Genomic DNA, 24841 nt, shown 5'->3' on the forward strand with positions numbered 1-24841 from the left:
TGAAAGGAATGTGAAAAATTTGGAGGGGGGCAGGCTTCCCTTGTGACAGGGAAGCCTTATTCAGGGAGGGGCTGAAGTTTGGTGTGATGACACATCCGCTCTAGTTCATTTTGCTGTGGAAATCATGTTTGAAGTTGACGATATCTAACAGGCTGCCAGAAATGAGCGGGGAGTTTGCAAAATGGAAAGTATCGAGACCGGGAGCGATCAGTTTAGCGCACTGGCGAGGCAGATCTCAGCGGGTGCACTGCCGCGTACTTGTTTACAAAAGGGCAGTGCACCCTGAACGGTTTCCAGGTGGCCGGGTTTGATCGCGGATCAATGGTTTACCGTATAAGCCAGCATGGCGGATAACTGACAGAGCGGCCGTCCGCTTTCGCTATGCCAGAGGTTGAAAACCTCTTGTACCTTCGCCTGGTCCCGCTTGCTGCCTGGAACTTTGTCGATGATGTTCTGGGCGTTCAGCGCAGCAACCACGTCGAATGTCGGAATGAACGTGTCTTTACCGACCATTCGCAGGAACCTCGGCGCCGAGAGACCACCCAGTTGGCTTCCATGTTTGGCAAGATATTGCCAGAGGCCAACGATATCGGTCGTGGGCCAGTCAGCAATGAAGGCCCCAAAGCTGCCATGTTCATGAGCAATATCGAGGATCAGTTGAGCATTGCGCGGTACGCTTTTGAGCTTGCCTAAATGCCTGATGATGCGTGCGTCCTGCATCAGGCGTTCAAGATGTTCAGCCCCCATCAACACGACTTTTTCCGGATCAAACCCAAAGAAAACCTGCTCGAACGCCGGCCATTTTGCATCCACCAGGCTGTGCTTCAATCCGGCACGGAAAACTCTTAACGCCAAGGTCGATAAATAGCGATCGTCGCTGATTTTTCTCAATTGTTGGGCAGATGCAGGGGAGGGCAGGTGTGCCTCCAGGGCCGCCACTGAACCGAAGCGATTGAGACAATATTCGTTTAACCATTTGTAGTCGTGCATGCCCTCTCCTGACTGGATAGCGATTGCCGCAAGCTCTCAGGCTTTAATAAATAAGGCTTTAGATAGGAAGTCGGGTCGTCGATGGTGGTTGGTCCGGCGACTCTCATCTATCAAGCCAGCGCTTCACCTTCCCCCGCCAGCTTGCGATTGAGCTGAAACCGCCAGCGCACATACAGTAGCGCGCTGCAGAACACGGCCAGGCTCGCGGCCATTTCCAGCAGACCGAACATCTGTCGATTCGGATCGTAGGCGGCCAATGCGCCTTTGATGAAATACAGGTTCACCACAAAGCACATCCATGAATGCCCACGGGCGCTGCCGCTGAGCATGCCCGGTGTCAGTAGAAGCAAAGGCACCAGCTCGATCAGCAGGATCACCCAGGGTCTCGCGCCATGCAGGTCGGCGATGATCAGGTAGTACGCGCACAACAGGCCGATCAAACCGAGAAAGCACAGCAGGCTCAATACTCGGGCTACCCGTACGCGTGGTTCCAGCCACTCGATTGAGGGCAGGATCTTGGGCTTTTTAGCCACGGCTGCTCTCCAGTTGCCGGGCGGTTTTCGCCAGGCGCAGGCCCAACGCCCGGCACAAGGCGACTTCGTGCTCGTTCAGCGGGCTTTTGCCATCGGCGCCAGCGTGGTGACTGGCGCCGTAAGGCGTACCGCCGCCGCGGGTTTCCAGCAGAGCTGATTCGCTGTAGGGCAGGCCGGTGATCAGCATGCCGTGGTGCAGCAACGGCAGCATCATCGACAGCAAGGTGGTTTCCTGGCCGCCGTGCAGGCTGGCGGTGGAGGTGAAGACTCCGGCCGGTTTGCCTACCAGTGCACCGGTCAGCCACAAGTTGCTGGTGCCGTCCAGGAAGTACTTCAACGGTGCGGCCATATTGCCGAAGCGGGTCGGGCTACCAAGGGCCAGACCCGAGCAGTTTTTCAGATCGTCGAGGCTGGCATACAAGGCGCCTTCGTCCGGGATGCTCGGCGCTACCGCTTCGCATTCAGTGGAGATCGACGGTACCGTTCGCAGGCGAGCTTCCAGACCGCCTTGTTCGATACCGCGGGCAATCTGCCGGGCCATTTCGTTGGTCGAACCGCTGCGGCTGTAATACAGAACCAGAATATACGGCGCACTCACGGCAGGATCTCCAGCACTTTCTCCGGCGGACGGCCGATCACGGCCTTGTCGCCGACTTGCAGAATTGGTCGCTCGATGAGTTTCGGGTGCGCGGCCATGGCGGCGATCAGCTGTGCCTCGGTCAGGCTGCTGTCCGCCAGGTTGAGGGTCTTGTACTCGTCTTCGCCGGTGCGCAGCAGCTGGCGGGCGCTAACACCCAGTTTGCCCAGCAGGCTTTGCAGTTGTGCGGCATCGAGTGGGGTTTCCAGGTAGAGCACTACGGTCGGGGCCAGGCCACGAGCTTGCAGCAGTTCCAGTGCACCGCGGGATTTCGAGCAGCGCGGGTTGTGATAAAGCGTCAGATCGGTCATGTGCGGGTCGCATCTTGCGTAAAGTGGCGGCTATTCTACCTGTGTGGCGAGCAGTCCTGAACCTTGGGAGGCGATGGGTCGCAGTCAAAGTGGATTCAGAACCAATCTTTTCAAAGGACCAAGACATGACAAGGCGACTGGCGGCGGTATTGGCGATCATCACAACCTTGCTGCTCGGCGGCTGTGGCAATGATTACGGCGTCGATCAGCAGGGGCAGAAGATCGCGTCCGAGCGTCTGGACAAACAATGGGTGGTGATCAATTACTGGGCTGAATGGTGTGGCCCTTGCCGAACAGAGATTCCCGAGTTGAATGTCCTGGCTGAGCAATTGAAGGGTAAGTCGATCGGTGTGTTTGGGGTCAACTTCGACAATGTGCAGGGGGAGGAGCTGAAGAAGGCCAGTGAAGCGCTGGGGATCAAGTTCACCGTGTTGGCCCAGGACCCGGCCGATTTTTTCGAGTTGCCGCGCAGTGAGGCATTGCCGGTGACCTACATCATTGATAACAAGGGCAAAGTGCGTGAGCAGTTGATGGGTGAGCAAACGGCGGCGGGAGTGATGGCAAAGCTTACGGCGTTGCAGGCGAAAAACTGAAGAGTCTAATGGGAACAACATAGATCTCTGTAGGAGCGAGCTTGCTTGCGATGGTCGTTAACGATAACGCGTACTCATTGAGGAAACGCATCAAGTTCAAGTTCATCGCGAGCAAGCTCGCTCCTGCAGGTACAGGGATTGTTGTATCAGCCCTCTTCCAGCCACCAACGCAGCGGCTTGCCTTCGGCCGGCCAGAAACGTACTTGCTCGATCGGCGAGATGTCCCAGCGTTGTACGGTTTCCAGTGCCAGCAGGAAGCGTTTTTCTTGCTCCATCAATGCCGGCGCGCACATTTTGCGGGTGCTGCCGACCTTGCCAAAGCTGAGTTTGTCGCCGTCCAGGGTGTAAGGCGCAAACCAGTGATTGCAGCCGCCATTGCCATAGGCCCGACCGTCTTCACCGAGGGTGATGGTCAGGTGGCTGTTATCGATCAGCGGGCGTTCGCCGATCCACTCCAGAATGTAGCTGTGATCCTGTTGCAGTTTCACTGGCTCAGCAGCGCATCCCAACAGGCTGGCACCGACCATCCCCATCATGGTCAGATGTTTCATTAGCCTGGCTCCTGGCATTTGCGGCACAGGTGCTTCTCGCCTTTGCTTACCCAGCCAAGCTCGGCTATGCGCGCTGTGGCGGCAGGCTTTTGTGCGTTGTTGCCGAGTTTGGCGTCAACCGCGAACTCGAAGTTCAGCTCGGCTGAACAGCTGTCGCAGTTGACCTGCCACGTGTGAATCGCCAGTTCACCGAACACCGGACCACGGGCCACGGCGACCCATTGGCCGATCGGGTTGATCAGGTGACGGACTTTTTCTACGGTCAGGCGCATGGACAAGTCCTTGCTGCCTTTGAGGGTGACCACCAGGACGTCATCGTTCTGTATCGAGCCGCCGTTACCGGTGACTTGATAACGACCCGGCACTAAGGCGCGGCATTCGATCAGGGTGTGTTGCGGGCTCATCAGGCTGTAGCGGAAATCGTGTTCGACCATGGGTCCTCCAAGTATGGGCGGTATGCTAGCACGCGGACGAATCCAGCATGGCCCGGGCTTGTGACCTTCGATCAGGCAGTCGACCCGTGGCTTGGCCTTACACCTGGTTCTGTGGTGTGCCCGCCGCCCAGGCGGTAATGTTCTGCAAGGTGGTTGCGGCAATCGCGGCCAGGGCTTCGCGGGTCAAAAAGGCCTGGTGGGCGGTGACGATGACGTTCGGGAACGTCAGCAGGCGCGCCAGTACATCGTCTTGCAGCGGCAGATCAGAGCGATCCTCGAAGAACAGTTGTGCTTCTTCCTCGTATACATCCAGACCCAGATAGCCCAGTTGGCCGATTTTCAGTGCGTCGATCAGTGCCGGTGTGTCCACCAAGCCACCTCGGCCGGTGTTGATCAACATCGCGCCCGGTCGCATATGGGCCAGTGACTGACTGTTGATCAGGTGTTTGCTTTCAGTCGTCAGCGGGCAATGCAGGCTGATGATCTGAGCTTGCGCCAACAACTCGGGCAGGCTCAGATATCGGGCACCGAGGGCTTCCACCTGCGGGTTGGGATACGGATCGTACGCCAGTAGCTGGCAGCCAAACCCGGCCATGATTTTGGCGAAAGTGGTGCCGATCTGGCCGGTGCCGACCACGCCGACGGATTTGCCCGCCAGGTCGAAACCGGTCAGGCCGTGCAGGCTGAAATCACCTTCGCGGGTCCGGTTGTAAGCGCGATGCAAGCGTCGGTTCAGCGCCAGAATCAAGGCCACGGCATGTTCGGCCACCGCGTGGGGTGAGTAGGCCGGAACCCGGACGATGCTCAGCCCCAGGCGTTTGGCTGCTGGCAGGTCGACATGGTTGTAGCCGGCCGAGCGCAGGGCGATCAAGCGGGTGCCGCCGGCCGCCAGCTGCTCAAGCACCGGCGCGCTGAGGTCGTCATTGATGAAGGCGCAGACCACTTCGTGGTGCTCAGCCAGAGCCGCCGTGTCCAGGCTCAGCCGTGCCGATTGAAACTGTAACTCGACATCGGCCGGTTGCTCGGTACCGAGGAAACTGTCGCGATCATAGGTCTGGCAGCTAAAGAGAATCGTGCGCATGGCTTCATCCTTGTTTGCAGGTGCGATGAGCTTAACGTTCACCTGCATTGCCAGTATTGCCGTGGGTCAAGCGCCGATGCGGGCTTCGGTAGCCAGGCGGTTGATGGCTCGGTCCAGTTCATCCAGAGCGGCAAAGGCCTTTTGGTCCTCTTGCTTGAGCAGGGTTTCACTGCGCAGGCAGGCTGCTCGCAGTTGCGGTACGCCACAGTAGCGGGTGGCACCGTGCAGGCGATGGACCCGCTCGATCAGCGCATTCTGGTCTTTGGCTTCCCGGGCGACGCGGATGGCTTCACGGTCAGCCTCCAGAGAGGCGAGCAACATCGCCAGCATATCGGCAGCCAAATCGGCTTTGCCGGCGGCCAGGCGCAGTCCTTCTTCATGATCGAGCACCAGCAACTCGGTGCTATTACCGTAGGACTCGCCGGCGCGCTCCGGCCCATGATTGCGCAGCGCAAGGCCAGTCCACTTCAACACTACCTGGGCCAGTTGGCGCTCACTAATGGGTTTGGTCAGGTAGTCGTCCATCCCGCTTTGCAGCAGGGCGCGTTTTTCATTGGCCATGGCATGGGCGGTCAGAGCAACGATCGGTAGCGGGGTGCTATGACGCTCGCTTTCCCAGTGGCGAATCACTTCGGTGGTCTGGCGGCCGTCCATCCCGGGCATCTGAACGTCCATCAGGATCAGATCGAAGGCCTGCTTCTGTACTGCCTTGACCGCGGCATCGCCGCTCTCCAACGCGAGCACCTTGGCCCCCATGTCTTCAAGCAGGGTTTGCACCAGTAACAGGTTGGCGGGGTTGTCATCGACGCAGAGCACTTTCGGCGCACGGCTGGAAATGGGCTCGCCGGGCTCGTTGCGCATCGGGCGCGGATTGACCAGGTCGGACAAGGCTCGGCGCAGCTTGCGGGTGCAGGCCGGTTTGGCCTGCAATTGACTATGGGGATTGGGCACCGAGAGATGAAACAGCGTCTGCTCAGTGGTCGGGCATAGCACCAGCACTTTGCAGCCCAAATGTTCGAGGTCCCAGATATGTTGGTTGAGGCGTTCGGGCGGCATGTCTTTGGTGGTGATGCCAAGCACCGCCAGGTCGATCGCCTCATCGGTCTGATGGGTGCCGGTGATGCCGTTGGTCAACGCTTCCAGGGTATTGAACGGGGTGACTTCCAGGCCGCAGTCTTCCAGTTGATGCTGCAAGGCCTGGCGGGCCAGTTCGTGGTTCTCCAGCACAGCGACGCGGCGACCAAGCAGTGGCGCAGACGGCAGGTCTTCGGCGTCGTCGCGGGCTTTCGGCAGACTCAGGCTGATCCAGAACTCGGATCCTTCGCCGGGCGTGCTGTCGACACCGATCTCGCCGCCCATTTGTTCGATCAGGCGTTTGGAAATCACCAGGCCCAGACCGGTGCCGCCGGGTTGTCGGGACAGCGAGTTGTCGGCCTGGCTGAACGCTTGAAACAAGGCACGCACGTCCTGATTGGACAGGCCGATACCGGTGTCTTGAATGCTGATGCGCAGTTGCACGCTGTCTTCATGCTCTTCTTCGAGCATGGCGCGGGCGACGATGGTGCCCTCGCGAGTGAATTTGATCGCGTTGCTCACCAGGTTGGTGAGGATCTGTTTGAGGCGCAGGGGATCGCCGACCAGCGACAATGGGGTATCGCGGTAGACCAGGCTCACCAGTTCAAGCTCCTTGGCGTGGGCCGCCGGGGCGAGGATGGTCAGGGTGTCCTGCAGCAGGTCTCGCAGGTTGAAGGGAATGCTGTCGAGCACCAGCTTGCCGGCCTCGATTTTCGAGAAGTCGAGAATCTCGTTGATGATCCCCAGCAGGCTGTCGGCGGACTTCTCGATGGTGCCCAGGTAATCCAGCTGACGAGGTGTCAACTCACTTTTCTGCAGCAGATGGGTGAAGCCGAGGATGCCATTGAGGGGCGTGCGGATCTCGTGGCTCATGTTGGCCAGGAACTCGGATTTGATCCGGCTTGCTTCCAGCGCCTCTTTACGTGCCAGGTCCAGTTCGATGTTCTGGATTTCGATAGTCTCCAGGTTCTGCCGAACGTCTTCAGTGGCTTGGTCGATGCTGTGTTGCAATTCTTCCTGGGCGTTTTGCAGAGTGCCAGCCATGCGGTTGATGCCTGATGCCAGTTCATCCAGCTCCTGGCTGCCGAGTGCCGGCAGGCGGGTCTCCAGGTTACCTTCCTTGAGTTGCGCAACAGCGTGTTTGATCAGGCTGAGCGGCGTATTGATTGTGCGGCTTATGCGCAGCGCCAGCAGGGCCGTGCCGGCAAGGCCCGCGGCGATCAATAGCAGGCTGGCGAACAGGCTGCGGTAACCGCGCAGCAGCATGCCGTTGTGGGACAGTTCAAGCTCCACCCAGCCCAGTAAGCGGTCGGACTCATCAGGGATCAGGTCACCGGCGAGGTTACGGTGTCGGCCGAACACCGGCAATAGATAGCGCGTCGCGTCACTGCCGGTGCGTCGCAGCATGTGGGGGCTGTTACCGATCGGTGGCTGATTGAGCATGCTCGGGCCCGCATGGGCCAGTGGCGTGCGGTCGGGAGCGAGAAAGGATACGGCGCGAACATCCGTCTGTTCCAGGGATTGGGTCGCGATGCGTTCCAGTAAATCCGAGTTGTTATGGCCCATGGCAGGGGCCACCAGCGGTGCCAGTTGTTCGGCGATCATCTCGCCATGTTGCAGGAGCTGGGTTTGCAGGTCGGACTGCTGCATCCACGTGAAATAGCCGCCCAGCACCAATGCCATCAAGCTGGTCGGCAACAGGCTCAACAACAGCACGCGGCCTTTTATCCCCAGTTTCTTAAGCACGCAACTCTCCTGCTACCACGCCATTTTGAATGACAGACGAATGACTGATGCGCACATCCGGTACGCGCCACCTGCGCAGTGTAGCCATTTGCTTGCGGGCAATCTTTGTAAATTAACGCCGCCAGCCGTCTGCTATGTAGGAGCCGAGCTTGCTCGCGATAGCGATCTCCTATCCACCACAAAACCCGCCCTGCGAGAGAGAGCCGGGGAGCAATCTTGAATAATGGGTAACTGAGAATTAATTACAGAAGATAATGACGCCCGTATCTATTGGCCATCCCCGTATGCTGGCGATAGGAGACCACCTCGTGCTGGATCGGACAATCGACGGTATAAGCCGGGAAGGTACCTGTCGCCAGATAAAAGGTAGCTTCTCCCAGTGGCAATGGGTTATGCCACCCACCACGTGGAGATAGAAGGCATCACCGGCCTCCAGGACAATGTCCATGTATGGATCTGGTGGACAGGGATGCTGGTGTTCACCCCCGGAATGGCAGTCGGCACCGCCGGGTTCAGTTACTGCAGTGTCCAGAACCCAAGGCGCCCCAGGTTAGCGGCCAATTTCAAACGAGAAACTTGCCAATTGCTCAACGCTCTAATGTGTTGCTCTTCCGCTGAAGCATAAGACGTCAATGTGTTAAGCAATTCGATCATGCTACCAACACCAGAGCGATAACGACCTTGAACTACCTCAAGAGACTGGCGCGACTGCGCCACCAATTCACCTGTACGTTCCAGGCTGAGAGTTTCGATACTAAGTGCTTGATAGTTTGCCCATAAGTCAACTAACACTATCTGTTCCGCATCGATAAGCTCAGCCCTGCTTGCCTCAAGGCGTGCTTGGGCATTACGTATTTGATAAGTGCGTTCGAATCCTTCAAACAAGGGAATATTTAGCTGCAAACCGATCGTTCTGTCGCGTTCGCTTCTATCTCCGTTGAGCGCCTGTGATCGATTGCTTTGGGTTTCGGAGATGTCAGCAGTTAACGATAATGTCGGTCTTCCTGTTGCTCGGCGCTCTTCAAGTGTGGCCTCGGCCGCTTTGATCCTCGCTTGAGCTGCTATTAGGGCAGGATGATCCTGTCGAGCCTGTTTAAGCAGTTCATCAATTGCCCGAACGAAGTATGTGTCAGGTAAGGGAGTAAGATTCCCAGCCAATTTAAAGGGCGTATTTGGGGGGATCCCCATGCGCAGTGCAATAATTCCAGTTGCATTACGCAATGCTCCAGCGTTACGAACTTGGCCAAGGCGTGCTTGAGAGTAAGCCGTCTGAGCTTGTAATCTATCTGAGAGTGCTGCGGCTCCTGCCTTATATTTGGCGTCAGCAGCTTTAAGATTTTCTGCGGCCAACGCCTCGACTTCAGTCGAAGCAATTAAGCTGCGTTGAGCGGAGAGAGCGTTGTAGTAGAGCTGTGCTGCCAAGACGAAGGAGCTTTGAAGAGTCGCATCCTGGTTGGAGTTGGCAGCTACTAGCAGTTGCCTGGCACTACTTAGTGCAGCTTCTCTACGCCCGAAATCGAATAGGACCCAGCTAAAACTCAATCTATTGGTGGTTTGTTGCTGTTTGCCTTTGCTGGAAAGCTCTGGCCGTTGTTCGTAATCACTGACGTTGCGTCCACTGGAAATGCCGATACCGCCGTTCAGTCTTGGAAGATACGAAGATTCGCTTATCCCGACTAGAGCCGCTTGTGCTTTAGCATTGGCCCATGCCAAACGTGTCTGTGGGTCGTTGCAAAGTATTCTCTCTATCGCCTCTTCCAGCGTCAGCTCTTTGGGTAGGCTACCGAATAGACATGGCATATTTCCGCGACTAAGGTCTTTTACAGAAGTGCCTGAAACGGTACTCTGAACACCAAATACATCCAGACTAGCTGCGAAGGATGTCGCGGAACAGAAAGTCAATGAAAAAAACAATGTTCCAGCAAGAATATCATTCATTGTTCTGTCGTAGCAAAAATTTATTGATTTATAGAGGTTTTGGTGTGTTTTTCCGAAACTTTTTTTCCAAAATCCAATGTTACAATTCGGTCAGCTGACGCAATCGTCTCTGGCCGATGAGCCACAATGATTCTAGTCATATGAAGGGCGCGAATGGCGTTGTTAACCTTCTGCTCACATAGAACGTCTAAGTGACTGGTAGCCTCATCAAGAAATAGTATCCTGGGTTTCTTGTATAGAGCCCTGGCCAGTAATACTCGTTGTTTCTGTCCTCCTGATAACACCGTGCCCATATCACCAACCAATGTGTTATAGCCCATTGGCATTGCCTCAATCTCGCTATGAATTGCTGCCATTTCTGCGCATTGTATTATCCATGCCATATCTGTGTTTGGTTCAAAGAACGATATATTTTCCGCTAGTGACCCTGCAAACAAAAGATCATCCTGCAGTACTGTTCCAACCATTTCTCGAAAAGCATCCATACCCATTCGACCTAGCTCAATTCCGGCTACATGTATTTGGCCAGAACTCGGATGTAGGATACCCAGCATGAGGCTGATTAACGTGCTTTTGCCGCTCCCCGAGCTACCAGTAATAGCTACAGACTCGCCCTCTGCAATCCATAGATCTAAATTATCGAGAACGAACGGTTCTTGTTCTGAATAACGGTACATTAGCCCTTTGATCTCAATGCTTGCTTCGCGTGCCGCCAGCGTTGCGGAGTCTATTTTTGCTCGACTGTCCTCTGGAGGGTGGATGACAATATCAGCTAAACGTTCACCTTGTAGCTGGAGCATATGTAACTCAAATAAATGGTCGATCAGGCTAGCGACCCGACTAACAAACTGAGTTTTGTAAGCGGTATAGGCCATCAGTACACCCACAGTGAATTGACCACTCATTACCATGTTCGCGCCAAACCAGATGGAAATTATATTTTCCATGCCAAAGAGTAAACCGTTTAGCTGTACATACATTAGTTGCAATTTCTGAGTGCGAAGGCCTGCATTAATCTGTTCAACGAGGAGCCCAAGCCAAGCGGAGCGTCGTTCGTTTTGACGTTGGAATAACTTAAGTGGCCGAATACCCCTCACTGTCTCTAGAAAATGGCTTTCCTGACGAGCAGCATGGATGATTTGCTCTTCAGTCGCATTGCGCAAGGGGCAGTACCAGACCCAACGCCCAAAGGTATACAATACCATTGCAATAAGAGCGATACACGCCAACGTTGGACTGTAGATAAACATAAGCGCTAACGTAGCGACGCTCATAAGACCGTCAAGGAGGGTAGAAAAAAAAGCGGCTGTAAGAGTATGTTGAATGTTATCGACAGCTCCGAATCTCGAAACGACGTCACCAAGATGTCGTTTTTCAAAGTATTGAATCGGTAATCTCAGCAAATGACTGAATACGTTGGCGCGCCATTGCACACTGAGCATGGTACTCATGTGCATCATCACCCAAGCACGAATGCCAGTCACCGCTTGCTGCATAAGCATCAATAAGCCGAAACCTATCGCCAAGGTCGTTAGCAAGTTTCTATCTTCACTAACAAGTACATTGTCGATGGTCCATTGAAGAAAAAAAGGACTTACCAGGGAAAACACTTCTAATGCCAATGCCAGTAAAAGGATCTGCAATAATGAACGATAAAGTCCAGTTACCTTCCCTAGCATGCTCAAAAGCTTGATTCTAGGCTTGGCTTCCCGTTTTTCAAAACCGCTGTTGGGCCACAATTCTAAGGCGATACCGGTAAAATATCTGCTTGCCTCGTTAAGGCTCAGATGGCGGACGCCATTAGCGGGATCATGTAGCGTCAGACGATTTTTATGTACAGACTTCAATACTACAAAATGATTAAAATTCCAATGAAGGATACAAGGTAACTTTAACTTAGCAAGATCTTCTAGCTCTAGCCTGATTGCGCGAGAGCCTAGTTTTAGCTCATCAGCTGTCTGGATGATGTGTTTTAGTGTGATTCCTTTCAACGACACATTGAAGCGGCGTCGTAACTCTGTCAAATTGGATCTGTAGCCATGATAACCGAGCACCATTGCAAGGCAGGCTAGTCCGCACTCTGTGGCTTCAGTCTGAAGAAACAGTGGTAGCTTGCGACCTAAGCGCAGCGATATCGCGTCCAAATATGCCATATATGCCGCTCCTAGAGTTTGCCGGTGAGACTGTAAAGCGGTTCGAGCACCCACTCGTAGAGGCGACGAGTCTCTTGCAATATGTCGGCCTCAAGCAGCATGCCCGTTTGTAACGAGCGCTGCTCGCCATAGGCCAGGACCTGTTGCTTTTCAAGATCTACACGTATGCGGTAAAACTGTTCGCCATCCACACCAAGCCCAGGCACACCGCCCGTCATGCTTGCCAATTCAGAGGGGGAAACAGAAGCTTTGGAAATAGATTTTACGACGCCACAGTGCTGACCAAATTTCTGATAAGGAAAGGATTGATAGCGGATCCTTACGGTGTCTCCAGACTTGATAAAGCCGATGGACTTGCTAGGCGCATAGAGTTCGGCCTGTAAAAGTGAATTAGTCGGAACAATGCTCAAAAGTGGTCGAGAGCTGTCCACGGTCTGACCAGGTTCCACGAGAACCGCAGTAGCAGTTCCTTCTTGAGGGGCCGTAATAACTAATGTGCGTTTAGCCTCGCTTTCTACAATGTCTTGTTCCACTCCTGATAGTACACGGTTTATACTTGATAGTTGGTTGGCATGTCTGGCTGATAAGCCAGAAAGCTCATTGCTACGCTCTACTATTTGTTGCTGGAGCGTAGTGCGCTCACGTGCGAGTGCTTGTAATGTTTGTCGTTGGCCAAGTAGTTCCGCTTGGCGCTGCTGTAGCTGGTCCATGGAGATGTAACCTTTCTCCATCAATCCCTGATAGCGACTTGAGGCGTCTGAAGCCAATAGGACTAATTGTTTTTGACTCGAGGTTTGCTCAGACAGCGTCACTATTTCCTGTTGAAGACTGCTCAGCTTACTAAGGAGGCTGTTTCTTTCTTCACTCTGTAGGTTTCTTTGTTTTTCCAGTTCGTCAAGCAAGGACGTTTTACGCTGTATAAGAGAATCGCTAATCCCCGCTTGGACAGGTCCCAAGCCCGCATTATATCGTTCACTAGATACACTTAATAAGGGGGCATCTTTCGTAACGTTTTGTCCTTCATGGACAAAGCTTTCCAGTATTCGACCATATTGTGGGACGTATATCTTGATTTGTCCCGAAGACGATATGAGCTGGCCTGGCACGGTGGTCCGCTTTGTATAGCTGCCCCATATGAAGAAAATGACTACCAGCGATGCTAGCAGTGTGGAAAACAGCGTGAATACGGCGAAGGATACAGGCCGAATTAGAACTATTTCTCCTAATAATCGTACTTGCTTCGCTTCTAATGCCTCAGTTCTAAATAACGGAGTTTTTTCCATCGATACAAAACGTCTCTTTCTCTGATTCTGGTGGGAAAAAATTGGCATGGCAGCGTAACGATATAGAGTTGCTATTGTATCTAACGTAAAGAGAGCAATACGTGATAGCGCACAGCTTGTTGTGGCGTTCAAGGCATCATAGGCTGTCGGTGCGATGGAACTATACGGCCTTATGCTCGCGATCATCACCCCTACATGTGTAGGATTTTTTCCGGCCAGTAGAATGGTTATCTTGTCTGGGATCAGCAATTGGCCGTAATCACGGAAGGGTGTTGTCGCTCTTATGGGACATAACAGGTTATCTGACTTGCAGGAAGTTTTCGTACGCTTTGAAGCAGTCGAAGCTAAAGGAACTTCAATTGTATTTTTTAACGAAAAATTAAAATGTGGTTTGAGCAAAGAGGAAGTGCTCTCAAAATACAGTTACGTTGTCACTAATAGCAGTTCTGTCGGAAAGATAGGAACAGATAAAAAAACATTTTTCGCTGAGCGGTACGGCGGAGACGGCATTTTAAGGAATGGCGGCGGTGGCCGTTGTGGTTTTGATGGTGATTTTCAAGTCAAAGGGATTGGCCCTAATCAGTTAGTTGGAGAGGATGTAGATGCTGCTGATGGAAATGGCTTTATGTCTCTTGATTCGGCGATCTATGAATCAATATGGGCCGAAATTATACATATCGCACTTCCTTACGGAGCGGTTAGAGCAGTAGCGGTTATAGATGCTGGGTATGATTTTGAACACGGAAGTAAAAGTTATCCTCGAGGCCTGTTGGTTCGAATGCCGGCAGTGCGGCCTGCTCACTTTATCAGAGCTACTTATTTTAAAGAAAGACAAACAGGTTCAATGAGTGAGGACGCTAAGCGTGTGCGTGCGGTTGTAAAGAGGCTTGTTGGTTTTCTGCCTGTTAATAAGTATGGATTAATTACAGGTACTTTGTGTGAGCAGTTGAGTATAGGTTTGAGCGAACTGGCAAAGCGTTTCGCCAGGCAATTCGCTACTGCCAGGGCAAAGCGAATAATTCATTACAATATCAGCGCATCAAATATATCTTTGGATGGGGCATGGTTAGATTTTAGTAGTACAAGAATATTCTCGAATCTGATTTGCGGAGATAGAGTTGATTTTGAGAATTTTACTGGAGAACACATTTCGGCTATAGAGAGTATTGAAAGTATTTGTTATTGCTTGGGTAAATATGGGGTTGTTAGTGCTGATGATTCAAACGAAATTTTTAGAAAGGCCGTGAGTGAGTTTGTTCTGGAATATAACAAAAAATTCAATTTGCATTGTGTCATGCGGATGGGTTTTCCATCATGTTTGCTTAATAAGGTAGCTGAAAGTAATATTTTTTTAGAGTTTTCTGGAGCTCTTCAAAAAGTACTGGCGTCTGATGATTTTTCAATGATGTCAATCTCCACTGAGGCAGGTTGGAAAGGCTATGAGTCTTGGGGGTATCGTTTCTATGCGGCACTGCTGAGAGGGAAGGCTCTTAATGTGGAGCAAAATCTCTCGATGCTGAATATAGAATTAACGCTATTGAGAAAGTTGGCTGCAACATATAGTCAGCTGTTTGAGTTGGTGTGTGGTAAGGCACGCTCAATGGGGATTAGTCGTGCGAATGTTATTTTTGGTACTGCTGTAAATCTTACCAGGATAAATCACACTAGTATCTTGCTGGCTGATCTTGAAGAGCATATTGCCGAGACCATGGAGCGGAAGGGGAGAACTGAGGAGGGGTATGGAACGCTGGTTGAAGATGCTGCTGACGCAGCATGTCTTCAATTTAGTACTGAGAAAGGGGTAAGTATTCCATTCTGGTTTAGTGGCTCCCTAAAAATATGGTACGACATTAAGAGCGGCTTGTATGTCATAAAGCAAGCAAGTGGCAATCTATTTTCGGTAAAGTGTTTGTTTGAACTTGATATAGATAAAGCTGAACTGGCTAAGGCGGTTTCTTTTTATGGTGATATATGGGGCTTTGTCCATGAAAAGAACGTTTGAACTAAATACTGCCTGTAAAAATTCTGTGGTTTTTGGTAAGGCACAGTTGCTTGGTTTTGCTTGCTTGGTCACGTCTATGTGTAGACGCTACTCATCTTTTTCAATGCGTACATTAAGGTTTTGGATCTGTCCTGCAATCGATCATAAACAAATTTTATTTTTCTTCGATAAAGCGTCCACTCCTATCGGCTACGTAACATGGGCTCACTTAGCGAGCGACAGTGAGGAGCGGCTACTTAAATGTCCTGATTTTTTAATCCATTCCGATGAGTGGAACGAGGGCGGGAGTACCTGGATTATTGATTTTTGTTTTCCTTGTGGCGGTGCAAGAGAAGCTTTAAAAATAATTAAAAGTTATCTTCAGGAAGAGGGTATTGAAAAAGTATTCTGGGTGCGTCGAAATGAAGACTATACGATTCGTAAAGTCGGTAACTTCCAATTAAAGTGCCGTGCAGGTGTTGGGGAGGATTAAAGCTATGTCGTAGGAGTTTTAAGCCGTTTGCTAGAGGAGAGCATAAGAGAGGGAAGTAGTTGTGTGAGTTTTTAGTCTGTATCATCAGAATAATTAATTGGAGGATTAGCAATGCGTGAGATTTCCTTGGTTGAAGCAGAGGCGGTCGGTGGTGCTAATGGCGCGGTTTTGGCTGGTGCAGCCATAGGTGCTGCGTCGGCAGCGGCAGGCTATATTGGAACTACAGTAGGAGGGGGGGCATTTAATACTGGAGATTTTGTCGGCGTTACGGTAGGAGGGGCATTAGTTGGAGCTGTTGGTGGGCCGACTGGTCTAGTTAACGCAATAAAAGGAGTTGGGCTCGGCTATGGCGGAGGGATAGTCGCCGGAGGTATAGGCCGAGAAATGAAACCACGCGGAGGCTAATACTAGGTAAAGGAGCGCAAAAAGCGCTTTAATTACAGCGTCTATCCTAGAATATTGGCTGTATTAGCCTTTTTGCGCTTTTATTTTATTATATCGGTCGGCTAGCAGGTGATGCTATGAAAATACTGTTGTATGCGGTTTTGTGCTTGTTTATCGCGCTTGCCTGCAGGGGGGCGAATGATTTTGCGAAAGTGACGTTTGGATTTACGTTTTCAAATAAATATCTTGATGTGTTTTATGTTCCCGCTGTTGTCTTTTTGGTCATGGCTATAGTTCCGAAGCTGATGACCTGCCTAGGCTTTTTCTGAATGAAATGATTCGAGAGAGGTATCAATGGGGGCGCTAAGTTATTCGCAAGAGGAAGGGGCGTACAGGCTTGGGCCTGAGTTCACTGGTGTCAATGCATTAAAAGGGTTTTTTCTGCTTTCTGTTAGCTATTCTTTGTAGGAGTAAGCATGTCGATTTTGTTGTCGGCTTTATTGGGTTTATTTATGGGGTTGGTTTATAAAGGAGTCGTTAGTCTGGTTAAATCGGCCTTTGGGTATACTCCTTCAGTGACGCTCGTTCAAATGTTTGTTTTTTCAGCAATTGTTTTTTTTGTTATTGCCATGGTCCCACGGTTGATGGTTTGTCTAGGATTGTCTTGAGTGGCAACAAATATGGGGGGCAATTGTGGAGTTTTTTATCTCTGATGTTTGAAGTTTATTTTGTTGTTTGGATAAGGCTCCTGGATTATTTCTAGTGAGGAGTATCTCTGTTTGTCAGAAATGCAAAGTGGAGGTGTGACTCTTGCTGTTTGGTGACTGGTTGTGATTAGTGTTTCAAATGTAAGTCGTCGTGTGCTGTTCGATAAATTGCTTCGGTAGAATTTATATTGCTTGTATCTTTTTTCGATATAAAAGGCTATCTTGAAACCTAGTGTATTGGTGCGTGGGAATCCCTGTTTGGTGTGCGGCAGTTCACTTGCATTGAATAGGGGGGGTAAAAGACTTTGAAGTATGGGTAGATTTCTTAAGTTTAATCGGTTTTTTTATTTTTGTTGCAAGTAATTCAGTTCTTGAACTGACACCTGTTTTATGGATGATTGACGATACGTGGTCGCGTACAGTGAAGTCACTTGCGCCAATGGTTTTCGCGATTTGTTTGTTGGTTTTTCCTTGGAGTAGAAGTTTTAGGATTTCTTGTTCTCTGACGGTCATCATTCGTTGGTCCATGCGTGTGTTTTAATAAGTTTGTGTGGCTATTTGGTATTAAGAAGTTCAAGGGGTTTCTAGCACTATGTGCTACATCTTCTCGGAGTTATAGCTGGTGCGGCGGTCGGAGTTATTAGTGGGACGGCCGGTATAGGTAAAGAGTTAACAGGAGTTGTAGGCGGCTATGGGGGGGATGATCGGCGGAGGTATAAGTCGAGAAATGAACACGGGCTGAAACTGTCACTAGATAGGAAGATCGCAAAAAAAGGCTAAGGCTTGCATTTAAGTTTCACCTCCGCAAGGGTTTAATTTCGTTAGTGCTTTTTGCGATTTTTATTTTACTTGTTTCAAGTTTTACTTGGTTTTTACAGGCGATGCTAAACTCAGCTAGCGGTCGCTTGTTGGATACTAAATGCGCTGGCAGGGTCTGAGTTGCCTAGTTTGGCTTTTGCTCTGTGATGCGAAAAATAGTCTGGCTGATTGATTTTTATAACCCTATAGATGTAGGGTGACTCAGAACTTTTCTTTTCTCATTTCTGCTGCGAATAGCTCCGCCCTCGAGCCGACCCCTTTCTTGCGAAGAATTGAAGACACATAATCGCGCACTGTGAAATCACTTATCCCAAGCAACAACGCGATTTGTTTATTGGTTTTGCCTTGCAGAAGTGATTGCAGGACTTCTTGTTCCCTTTTTGTCATGTTTTTAACGCCCCATGCCATTCGTGTTTAAATCCTGCTCACTCCCGGCGCTTGCCCGTCAGTGAGTAGATCGGCTCCAGAACCCATTCATAGAGACGACGCTTGTCTTGGACGATATCGGCTTCTAACAACCCGGCCTGCAGGGGCTGCGAATAGCCGTACACGGCAACCGTCTGCGAATCGAGTGCGACAGTCACACGATAAAAAAGCTTTGCTGGCAGGGTTGCATCCTGAACCGCACTTGCAACATGAGTAGATAACTCCTGAGCCGCATAGGGGCTCCTGCCACTGAATGTGCAGTGACACCCATAGACTATCGATGAAGCCCGTAGCGCACCAGTTCATGCAAACCGCCACAACTTGCGGGAAACTTCCTACATCCTACAAGTTAGCCTTGAAATGCCATTGCGATGTCTTCGCGGGCAAGCCGCGCATCTACAGGTTTTTGCGCGTTTTCTGAAGCGAGGCTTGCCTGCGAGCGAGCCGATGAGGTGCTGCTTATAGCATTCAGCCATAAGCCCCATACTTTGCGTGATATGGCCTGCGCACGTTTGCCGGTATGATAGGCGTCCCCGCAGTCTGGATTGCGAATACGCCATGACCTTGCAGTACCCAACCATCGCCGATTGCGTCGGCAACACCCCGCTAGTCCGTTTGCAACGCCTGCCCGGCGTCACCAGCAATACCCTGCTGCTCAAACTTGAGGGGAATAACCCAGCGGGTTCGGTCAAGGACCGTCCGGCGCTGTCGATGATCACCCGTGCGGAGTTGCGTGGGCAGATCCATGCCGGCGATACGCTGATCGAAGCGACCTCGGGCAATACCGGGATCGCCTTGGCGATGGCCGCGGCAATCAAGGGTTACAAGATGATCCTGATCATGCCCGGCAACGCCAGTGCCGAGCGCAAGGCAGCAATGACCGCCTATGGCGCCGAACTGATTCTGGTCACACAGGAAGAGGGTATGGAAGGCGCTCGTGACCTCGCCGAGCGGATGCAGGCCGAGGGTCGCGGCAAGGTGCTCGACCAGTTCGCCAACATTGATAACCCCGAGGCGCACTACACCGGCACCGGCCCGGAAATCTGGCGCCAGACCCAGGGCAGCATCACCCATTTCATCAGCTCCATGGGCACCACCGGCACCATCATGGGCGTTTCGCGCTACCTGAAGGAACAGAACCCGGCGGTGCAGATCGTTGGCCTGCAACCGATGGAAGGCTCGGCCATTCCCGGTATCCGCCGCTGGCCGCAAGAATACTTGCCGAAGATCTACCAGGCCGATCGGGTCGACCGGATAGTCGACATGGCCCAAAGCGAAGCCGAAGACGTGACCCGTCGACTGGCCCGCGAAGAAGGTATTTTCTGTGGTGTGTCCTCGGGCGGTGCCGTAGCGGCGATGCTGCGGCTGTCCCAGGAAGTCGAAAACGCGGTGATGGTCGCGATCATTTGTGACCGTGGCGACCGTTACCTGTCGACCGGCATTTTCGACGCGCCCAACTGATGGCCAGGCAAGAGAGAGGCCTGCGCTTCCAGCCCACTGGCGGCAGCAAGGCCGCGCAAGTCCCGACCGGCAAAAAGCAGCGCCTGAGCATTGAACGCCTGGCTAATGACGGTCGCGGTATCGCGTTTTTCGAAGGTCGCACCTGGTTCGTCATCGGCGCTCTGGCCGGTGAAGACGTCGAAGCGCGGGTCCTGGGTGCCCACGGCAAAGTTGTCGAAGCACGTACCGAGCGGGTATTGCAGGCCAGTGAACTGCGCCGTCCGGCACCGTGCGCCCACGCCGGGCGCTGCGGCGGTTGCAGCGTTCAGCATCTGCCCCACAACGAACAACTTGCCCTGAAACAGCGCATGCTCGCCGAGCAGTTGTCGCGGGTCGCAGGGGTCGAGCCCGAGGAGTGGGCCGCTCCCTTGAGCGGGCCGGAATTCGGTTACCGACGTCGCGCCCGGGTGGCGGTGCGCTGGGATGCCAAGGCGAAAAAGCTCGAAGTGGGCTTTCGTGCTGCAGCCAGCCAGGACATCGTCGGCATCAATGATTGCCTGGTGTTGGTACAGCCCTTGCAGCCGATCATGAAACGCTTGCCGGAGATGCTACGGCGTTTGAGCAAACCTCAGGCATTGGGCCATGTGGAGTTGTTCAGTGGTTCGGCCATCGCATTTCTGCTGCGGCACATGTCGCCACTGTCTGACGCTGATTTGACGATACTCAAAGAATTCTGCGCATTACATGAGGCCCAGTTGTGGCTACACGGCGAAGGCGAGCCGCAACCGGTCGAGCCGGATCAGCAGCTCGGTTATCGACTGGAACAGTGGGATTTGCAACTGGCTTATCGGCCAGGGGATTTCATCCAGGTGAACGCCGGAGTCAATGAAGCGATGGTCGCTCAGGCTCTGCAATGGCTGGCGCCGAAGTCCAGTGAGCGCGTCCTCGATCTGTTCTGCGGCTTGGGTAACTTTGCTCTGCCATTGGCTCGACTGGTTAAAGAAGTGGTCGCGGTAGAAGGGGTGTCGACCATGGTCGAACGTGCCGCCGGCAATGCCACCAGCAATAATGTGCATAACGCGAAGTTTTTTCAGGCCGATTTATCCCAGCCTTTGGCTGATGCCAAATGGGCCAGCGAGGGCTTTTCTGCGGTACTCTTGGACCCACCTCGTGACGGTGCTTTCGAAGTGGTGCGCAAGCTCGCTACCCTGGGCGCAGAACGGTTGGTTTATGTGTCATGCAACCCGGCGACGCTGGCCCGTGACACGGTTGAGTTGATCAAGCAGGGCTACCGGTTAAAACGTGCCGGGATCCTCGATATGTTTCCTCAGACGGCACATGTCGAGGCCATGGCGTTATTTGAAGCGAACTAGGATGGTTCGTCTGGTCCGACTGGCCCGCTGATGCATGACCCTCGCCAGCCCAGCGAGGGACCATTGGCAACGAAGGTCAGCGATTTTGACGCATTGAATGTGCGTCGTAGGGAAGGTAAGCAAGATGGTACAGGTGAGAGCACACCAGCCGATCAACACCGACGGCAGTATCAATCTCGAGGCATGGCTCGATCATGCGGTCAGTGTCGATATGGCGCTGGACCGTGAAGCCTTGAAAGAAGCCTGCGAGTTCGCTCGCCAGGCTGAACAGCAAGACAATGCGGCGAAGAATCTCTGGGCCGAGGGGATGTCGAGTTTCCGTACCGGTCTGGAAATCGCAGAAATTCTCGCTGACCTCAAACTGGACCAGGATTCGCTGGTGGCTGCGGTGCTTTACCGCGGTGTCCGCGAAGGGCAGATCCAGTTGCCGGTGGTCAGTCAGCGTTTTGGTCCGGTGGTGGCCAAGCTGATCGACGGCGTGCTGCGCATGGCCGCGATCAGTGCCAGTTTGAGCCCGCGCCAGTCATTGGTGCTCGGCACCCAAGGGCAGGTCGAAAACCTTCGCAAGATGCTGGTGGCCATGGTCGATGACGTTCGCGTCGCGCTGATCAAGCTGGCCGAACGCACCTGCGCGATTCGTGCGGTGAAAACCGCCGATGACGAAAAGCGCAACCGGGTCGCCCGGGAAGTTTTCGACATCTACGCGCCCCTGGCTCACCGTCTTGGTATCGGGCATATCAAATGGGAGCTGGAGGATTTGTCCTTCCGTTACCTGGAGCCCGATCAGTACAAGCAGATCGCCAAGTTGCTGCATGAACGTCGCCTCGATCGCGAACGTTTCATCACCGATGTGATGAACCAATTGCAGAGCGAACTGCACGCTACTGGCGTCGACGCTGACATCAGTGGCCGGGCCAAGCACATCTATTCGATCTGGCGAAAAATGCAGCGCAAGGGGCTGGAGTTCAGCCAGATCTACGACGTGCGCGCCGTTCGAGTGCTGGTGCCGGAAATGCGTGACTGCTACACCGCGCTGGGCATCGTCCATACCCTGTGGCGGCACATCCCGAAAGAGTTCGACGACTACATCGCCAACCCTAAAGAGAACGGCTATCGCTCGTTGCATACCGCGGTTATCGGTCCTGAAGGCAAGGTGCTGGAAGTCCAGATTCGTACCCATGCAATGCACGAAGAGGCCGAGCTGGGTGTTTGTGCGCACTGGCGATACAAAGGCACCGACGTTAAATCCAGCTCCAATCACTACGAAGAGAAAATCTCCTGGCTGCGTCAGGTGCTCGAGTGGCACGAGGAATTGGGGGATATCGGTGGCCTGGCCGAACAGCTGCGCGTCGATATCGAGCCGGACCGGGTTTACATCTTCACCCCGGACGGCCACGCCATCGACTTGCCCAAAGGCGCGACGCCACTGGACTTCGCCTACCGCGTGCACACCGAGATCGGTCACAACTGCCGCGGCGCCAAGATCAACGGGCGCATCGTTCCGCTCAACTACAGCCTGCAAACCGGTGAGCAGGTCGAGATCATCACCAGCAAGCACGGCACGCCGAGCCGCGACTGGCTGAACCCGAACCTGGGTTACATCACCACTTCCCGGGCCCGGGCGAAGATCGTCCACTGGTTCAAGTTGCAGGCTCGTGATCAAAACGTAGCCGCCGGTAAAACCTTGCTCGAACGTGAGCTGGGACGTCTGGGCTTGCCTCAGGTTGATTTCGACAAGCTGGCCGACAAGGCCAACATGAAAACCGCCGAGGACATGTTTGCCGCGTTGGGGGCTGGCGATTTGCGCCTGGCGCAGTTGGTCAACCTGGCCCAGCAACTGGTCGAGCCGGAGCGTGGCAACGAACAGCTGGAGTTGATTCCACGCAAGGCCACCGGCTACAAACCCGGCAAGCGCGGCGACATCCAGATCCAGGGCGTAGGCAACCTGATGACTCAGATGGCCGGCTGCTGCCAGCCGCTGCCGGGGGATGCGATCGTCGGTTACATCACCCAGGGCCGGGGCGTCAGCATTCACCGTCAGGACTGTGCATCAGTGCTGCAATTGAGCGGTCGTGAGCCGGAACGGATCATTCAGGTCAGTTGGGGCCCGGTGCCGGTGTTGACCTATCCGGTCGACATCATCATTCGCGCCTATGACCGCTCTGGTTTGCTGCGCGACGTTTCGCAAGTGCTGCTCAACGAGCGGATCAACGTGCTGGCAGTCAATACCCGCTCCAACAAGGAAAACAACACAGCGTTGATGTCCTTGACCATCGAGATTCCGGGGCTGGATGCGTTGGGGCGGTTGCTCGGGAGAATTTCCCAGTTGCCGAACATCATTGAAACCCGCCGCAACCGGACGCCATGAAATGCGATCCCCTGTAGGAGCGAGCTTGCTCGCGATAGAGTTTTACCTGACACACCGCTATCGCGAGCAAGCTCGCTCCTACAGGTTGCGCAGAGACCTATAGATGTATTCACTTGAAGACTTGTTGCACCTGATGAGCCGGCTGCGGGACCCGCAGTACGGCTGTCCGTGGGATATCAAACAGACTTACGCCACGATTGTGCCCCACACCCTGGAAGAGGCCTATGAGGTTGCTGACGCCATCGAGCGCGGTGACTTCGATCACCTCCAGGGCGAGCTGGGCGATTTGTTGTTTCAGGTGGTTTATTACAGTCAGTTGGCCCGGGAAGAGGGGCGCTTCGAATTTGATGGCGTTGTCGACAGCATCACCCGCAAATTGATTCGGCGTCACCCCCATGTGTTTCCGACCGGCGATCTTTATGCGCCACTGGATGTCCCGCGGCTCGACGAAGACCAGGTCAAGCAGCGTTGGGAAGAGATCAAGGCCGAGGAGCGGGCTGAGAAGTCCCATGCCCCGGAGCAGTTGTCCTTGCTCGATGATGTGCCTGGCGCGTTGCCTGCGCTATCCCGCGCGGCGAAATTGCAGAAGCGTGCGGCTCAGGTTGGTTTCGACTGGCCCGACGCCTTGCCGGTGATCGACAAGGTCCGTGAGGAGCTCGATGAAGTGCTCGAGGCCATGGCCGATAACGACGCTGCGGCCATCGCCGATGAAGTCGGCGATCTGCTGTTTGTCGTGGTGAATCTGGCCCGGCACCTCAAGGTCGATCCGGAAACTGCCTTGCGTGGCGCCAACATCAAGTTCGAGCGACGTTTCCGATTTATCGAACAGGCATTGCGCGACACCCACCGTCCCATAGAAGATTGCACCCTCGAAGAGTTGGACGCCTTGTGGGGCGAAGCCAAACGTCAGGAAAAGAATTTGCCCAGCTGCGGCTGAGCCGTTGCCTAAGTGAGTAAGTACATGAGCCTTTCCCTTCGCGACCAGTTGCTCAAAGCAGGGCTGGTCAACCAAAAGCAGGCCAAACAGGTCGGCAAAGACAAGCAGAAACAACAGCGTTTGGCCCACAAGGGTCAGATTGAACTTGACGACTCGCAGCAGCGTGCAGCCCAGGAGGCTATGGCAGAGAAGGTCAAGCGCGACCAGGAGCTCAATCGTCAGCAGCAGGAAAAGGCCGAGCAGAAAGCCCGTGCCGCGCAGATCAAGCAATTGATCGAGGTTTCGCGCCTGCCGAAGCTGACCACCGAGGACTACTACAACTTCGTCGACGACAAAAAGGTCAAGCGCCTGTCGGTCAACACCCTGATGCGCAACAAGCTCAGCAGCGGTTCGTTGGCCATCGTCCACCATGCCGGCGGTTATGAAGTCATTCCCCGTGAGGCGGCGCTGAAGATCCAGGAGCGCGATCCTCGTCGTATCGTCCAGCTCAATACCCAGACTGAAGAAGTGGATGCGGATGATCCGTACGCGGCCTACCAGATCCCTGACGACCTGATGTGGTAAGCCCCACGGCTTGACGACAAACCCC

General features: G+C 53.5%; 24 protein-coding genes. 10 read left to right on the forward strand and 14 right to left on the reverse strand.

What is annotated here, in order from left to right:
* Nucleotides 1-318 precede the first annotated feature (318 nt).
* The 4 genes from AC07UI_RS17470 to arsC all read right to left on the reverse strand — a co-directional run bounded on the left by AC07UI_RS17470 (nt 319) and on the right by arsC (nt 2471).
* Nucleotides 319-990, reverse strand: a complete 672-nt coding sequence (locus AC07UI_RS17470) for a DNA-3-methyladenine glycosylase I (RefSeq protein ID WP_494993678.1) — start codon at nt 988-990, stop codon at nt 319-321.
* 110 nt (nt 991-1100) lie between these two features.
* Complete coding sequence (locus AC07UI_RS17475) at nt 1101-1523, reverse strand: DUF2069 domain-containing protein (protein ID WP_494993679.1); 423 nt, start codon at nt 1521-1523, stop codon at nt 1101-1103.
* The gene (wrbA, locus tag AC07UI_RS17480; RefSeq protein ID WP_494993680.1) at nt 1516-2121 is read right to left on the reverse strand and encodes an NAD(P)H:quinone oxidoreductase; all 606 of its coding nucleotides are present in this window, start codon (nt 2119-2121) and stop codon (nt 1516-1518) included. The genes AC07UI_RS17475 and wrbA overlap by 8 nt, the downstream gene beginning before the upstream one ends.
* A complete protein-coding gene (gene arsC, locus AC07UI_RS17485) occupies nt 2118-2471 on the reverse strand; it encodes an arsenate reductase (glutaredoxin) (RefSeq protein WP_494993681.1) in 354 nt (117 codons plus the stop codon). Before arsC ends, wrbA begins: the two co-directional genes overlap by 4 nt.
* 125 nt (nt 2472-2596) lie before the next feature.
* Between arsC and AC07UI_RS17490 the strand changes: the two genes are divergently transcribed.
* Complete coding sequence (locus AC07UI_RS17490; protein ID WP_494993682.1) at nt 2597-3064, forward strand: TlpA family protein disulfide reductase; 468 nt, start codon at nt 2597-2599, stop codon at nt 3062-3064.
* A gap of 146 nt (nt 3065-3210) precedes the next feature.
* On the opposite strand, the gene AC07UI_RS17495 is transcribed toward AC07UI_RS17490, so the two are convergent.
* From AC07UI_RS17495 to AC07UI_RS17525, 7 genes are all read right to left on the reverse strand, one after another.
* Nucleotides 3211-3615, reverse strand: coding sequence for an META domain-containing protein (locus tag AC07UI_RS17495; protein WP_494993683.1), 405 nt, complete (start codon nt 3613-3615; stop codon nt 3211-3213).
* Nucleotides 3615-4049, reverse strand: a complete 435-nt coding sequence (locus AC07UI_RS17500) for a hypothetical protein (protein ID WP_494993684.1) — start codon at nt 4047-4049, stop codon at nt 3615-3617. Before AC07UI_RS17500 ends, AC07UI_RS17495 begins: the two co-directional genes overlap by 1 nt.
* Nucleotides 4050-4146: 97 nt before the next feature.
* Nucleotides 4147-5130: a 2-hydroxyacid dehydrogenase gene (locus AC07UI_RS17505; RefSeq protein ID WP_494993685.1), complete on the reverse strand. Its 984-nt coding sequence runs from the start codon at nt 5128-5130 to the stop codon at nt 4147-4149.
* Between the two features lie 66 nt (nt 5131-5196).
* Nucleotides 5197-7950, reverse strand: a complete 2754-nt coding sequence (locus AC07UI_RS17510; RefSeq protein WP_494993686.1) for a response regulator — start codon at nt 7948-7950, stop codon at nt 5197-5199.
* Between the two features lie 516 nt (nt 7951-8466).
* Complete coding sequence (locus tag AC07UI_RS17515; protein WP_494993687.1) at nt 8467-9888, reverse strand: TolC family protein; 1422 nt, start codon at nt 9886-9888, stop codon at nt 8467-8469.
* A gap of 20 nt (nt 9889-9908) precedes the next feature.
* On the reverse strand, nt 9909-12041 hold the full coding sequence (locus AC07UI_RS17520; RefSeq protein ID WP_494993688.1) for a peptidase domain-containing ABC transporter: 2133 nt from the start codon (nt 12039-12041) through the stop codon (nt 9909-9911).
* 11 nt (nt 12042-12052) lie between these two features.
* Nucleotides 12053-13324 carry an HlyD family secretion protein gene (locus AC07UI_RS17525; RefSeq protein WP_494993855.1) on the reverse strand — a complete coding sequence of 424 codons (1272 nt, stop codon included), beginning with the start codon at nt 13322-13324 and terminating at the stop codon, nt 12053-12055.
* A gap of 307 nt (nt 13325-13631) precedes the next feature.
* Between AC07UI_RS17525 and AC07UI_RS17530 the strand changes: the two genes are divergently transcribed.
* The 4 genes from AC07UI_RS17530 (at nt 13632) to AC07UI_RS17545 (ending at nt 16850) form a co-directional block, all read left to right on the forward strand.
* Nucleotides 13632-15326 (forward strand): hypothetical protein, encoded by a 1695-nt coding sequence (locus AC07UI_RS17530; protein WP_494993689.1) that lies wholly within the window; start codon nt 13632-13634, stop codon nt 15324-15326.
* Complete coding sequence (locus tag AC07UI_RS17535) at nt 15310-15798, forward strand: toxin-activating lysine-acyltransferase (RefSeq protein WP_494993690.1); 489 nt, start codon at nt 15310-15312, stop codon at nt 15796-15798. Before AC07UI_RS17530 ends, AC07UI_RS17535 begins: the two co-directional genes overlap by 17 nt.
* A 521-nt stretch (nt 15799-16319) precedes the next feature.
* Nucleotides 16320-16511: a hypothetical protein gene (locus AC07UI_RS17540; RefSeq protein WP_494993691.1), complete on the forward strand. Its 192-nt coding sequence runs from the start codon at nt 16320-16322 to the stop codon at nt 16509-16511.
* Between the two features lie 147 nt (nt 16512-16658).
* Nucleotides 16659-16850 (forward strand): hypothetical protein, encoded by a 192-nt coding sequence (locus AC07UI_RS17545; RefSeq protein ID WP_494993692.1) that lies wholly within the window; start codon nt 16659-16661, stop codon nt 16848-16850.
* Between the two features lie 312 nt (nt 16851-17162).
* Here AC07UI_RS17545 and AC07UI_RS17550 read toward each other — a convergent pair whose 3' ends face one another.
* From AC07UI_RS17550 to AC07UI_RS17560, 3 genes are all read right to left on the reverse strand, one after another.
* Nucleotides 17163-17405: a response regulator transcription factor gene (locus AC07UI_RS17550; RefSeq protein ID WP_494993693.1), complete on the reverse strand. Its 243-nt coding sequence runs from the start codon at nt 17403-17405 to the stop codon at nt 17163-17165.
* Between the two features lie 504 nt (nt 17406-17909).
* A complete protein-coding gene (locus AC07UI_RS17555) occupies nt 17910-18116 on the reverse strand; it encodes a LuxR C-terminal-related transcriptional regulator (RefSeq protein WP_494993694.1) in 207 nt (68 codons plus the stop codon).
* Nucleotides 18117-18133: 17 nt separating this feature from the next.
* A complete protein-coding gene (locus AC07UI_RS17560; RefSeq protein ID WP_494993695.1) occupies nt 18134-18292 on the reverse strand; it encodes a hypothetical protein in 159 nt (52 codons plus the stop codon).
* 400 nt (nt 18293-18692) lie between these two features.
* Between AC07UI_RS17560 and cysM the strand changes: the two genes are divergently transcribed.
* The 5 genes from cysM to AC07UI_RS17585 all read left to right on the forward strand — a co-directional run bounded on the left by cysM (nt 18693) and on the right by AC07UI_RS17585 (nt 24816).
* Nucleotides 18693-19595, forward strand: coding sequence for a cysteine synthase CysM (gene cysM, locus AC07UI_RS17565; RefSeq protein ID WP_494993696.1), 903 nt, complete (start codon nt 18693-18695; stop codon nt 19593-19595).
* On the forward strand, nt 19595-20947 hold the full coding sequence (gene rlmD, locus AC07UI_RS17570; protein WP_494993697.1) for a 23S rRNA (uracil(1939)-C(5))-methyltransferase RlmD: 1353 nt from the start codon (nt 19595-19597) through the stop codon (nt 20945-20947). Before cysM ends, rlmD begins: the two co-directional genes overlap by 1 nt.
* 124 nt (nt 20948-21071) lie before the next feature.
* A complete protein-coding gene (gene relA, locus AC07UI_RS17575) occupies nt 21072-23315 on the forward strand; it encodes a GTP diphosphokinase (protein WP_494993698.1) in 2244 nt (747 codons plus the stop codon).
* A 103-nt stretch (nt 23316-23418) separates the two neighbouring features.
* Nucleotides 23419-24252 (forward strand): nucleoside triphosphate pyrophosphohydrolase, encoded by an 834-nt coding sequence (gene mazG, locus AC07UI_RS17580; protein WP_494993699.1) that lies wholly within the window; start codon nt 23419-23421, stop codon nt 24250-24252.
* Nucleotides 24253-24276: 24 nt separating this feature from the next.
* The gene (locus AC07UI_RS17585) at nt 24277-24816 is read left to right on the forward strand and encodes a DUF2058 domain-containing protein (RefSeq protein ID WP_494993700.1); all 540 of its coding nucleotides are present in this window, start codon (nt 24277-24279) and stop codon (nt 24814-24816) included.
* The last annotated feature ends 25 nt before the right edge of the window (nt 24817-24841 follow it).

It is taken from the genome of Pseudomonas sp. GW821-FHT04C07 (assembly GCF_059420325.1).

Bases quoted from the DNA above. Each gene is read 5' to 3' on its own strand.
- AC07UI_RS17470 (WP_494993678.1), bottom strand. From the start codon at position 990: ATGCACGACTACAAATGGTTAAACGAATATTGTCTCAATCGCTTCGGT.
- arsC (WP_494993681.1), bottom strand. From the start codon at position 2,471: ATGACCGATCTGACGCTTTATCACAACCCGCGCTGCTCGAAATCCCGC.
- AC07UI_RS17490 (WP_494993682.1), top strand. From the start codon at position 2,597: ATGACAAGGCGACTGGCGGCGGTATTGGCGATCATCACAACCTTGCTG.
- AC07UI_RS17495 (WP_494993683.1), bottom strand. From the start codon at position 3,615: ATGAAACATCTGACCATGATGGGGATGGTCGGTGCCAGCCTGTTGGGA.
- AC07UI_RS17500 (WP_494993684.1), bottom strand. From the start codon at position 4,049: ATGGTCGAACACGATTTCCGCTACAGCCTGATGAGCCCGCAACACACC.
- AC07UI_RS17505 (WP_494993685.1), bottom strand. From the start codon at position 5,130: ATGCGCACGATTCTCTTTAGCTGCCAGACCTATGATCGCGACAGTTTC.
- AC07UI_RS17515 (WP_494993687.1), bottom strand. From the start codon at position 9,888: ATGAATGATATTCTTGCTGGAACATTGTTTTTTTCATTGACTTTCTGT.
- AC07UI_RS17520 (WP_494993688.1), bottom strand. From the start codon at position 12,041: ATGGCATATTTGGACGCGATATCGCTGCGCTTAGGTCGCAAGCTACCA.
- AC07UI_RS17525 (WP_494993855.1), bottom strand. From the start codon at position 13,324: ATGGAAAAAACTCCGTTATTTAGAACTGAGGCATTAGAAGCGAAGCAA.
- AC07UI_RS17535 (WP_494993690.1), top strand. From the start codon at position 15,310: ATGAAAAGAACGTTTGAACTAAATACTGCCTGTAAAAATTCTGTGGTT.
- AC07UI_RS17540 (WP_494993691.1), top strand. From the start codon at position 16,320: ATGAAAATACTGTTGTATGCGGTTTTGTGCTTGTTTATCGCGCTTGCC.
- AC07UI_RS17545 (WP_494993692.1), top strand. From the start codon at position 16,659: ATGTCGATTTTGTTGTCGGCTTTATTGGGTTTATTTATGGGGTTGGTT.
- AC07UI_RS17550 (WP_494993693.1), bottom strand. From the start codon at position 17,405: ATGATGACCGTCAGAGAACAAGAAATCCTAAAACTTCTACTCCAAGGA.
- AC07UI_RS17555 (WP_494993694.1), bottom strand. From the start codon at position 18,116: ATGGCATGGGGCGTTAAAAACATGACAAAAAGGGAACAAGAAGTCCTG.
- cysM (WP_494993696.1), top strand. From the start codon at position 18,693: ATGACCTTGCAGTACCCAACCATCGCCGATTGCGTCGGCAACACCCCG.
- rlmD (WP_494993697.1), top strand. From the start codon at position 19,595: ATGGCCAGGCAAGAGAGAGGCCTGCGCTTCCAGCCCACTGGCGGCAGC.
- relA (WP_494993698.1), top strand. From the start codon at position 21,072: ATGGTACAGGTGAGAGCACACCAGCCGATCAACACCGACGGCAGTATC.
- mazG (WP_494993699.1), top strand. From the start codon at position 23,419: ATGTATTCACTTGAAGACTTGTTGCACCTGATGAGCCGGCTGCGGGAC.
- AC07UI_RS17585 (WP_494993700.1), top strand. From the start codon at position 24,277: ATGAGCCTTTCCCTTCGCGACCAGTTGCTCAAAGCAGGGCTGGTCAAC.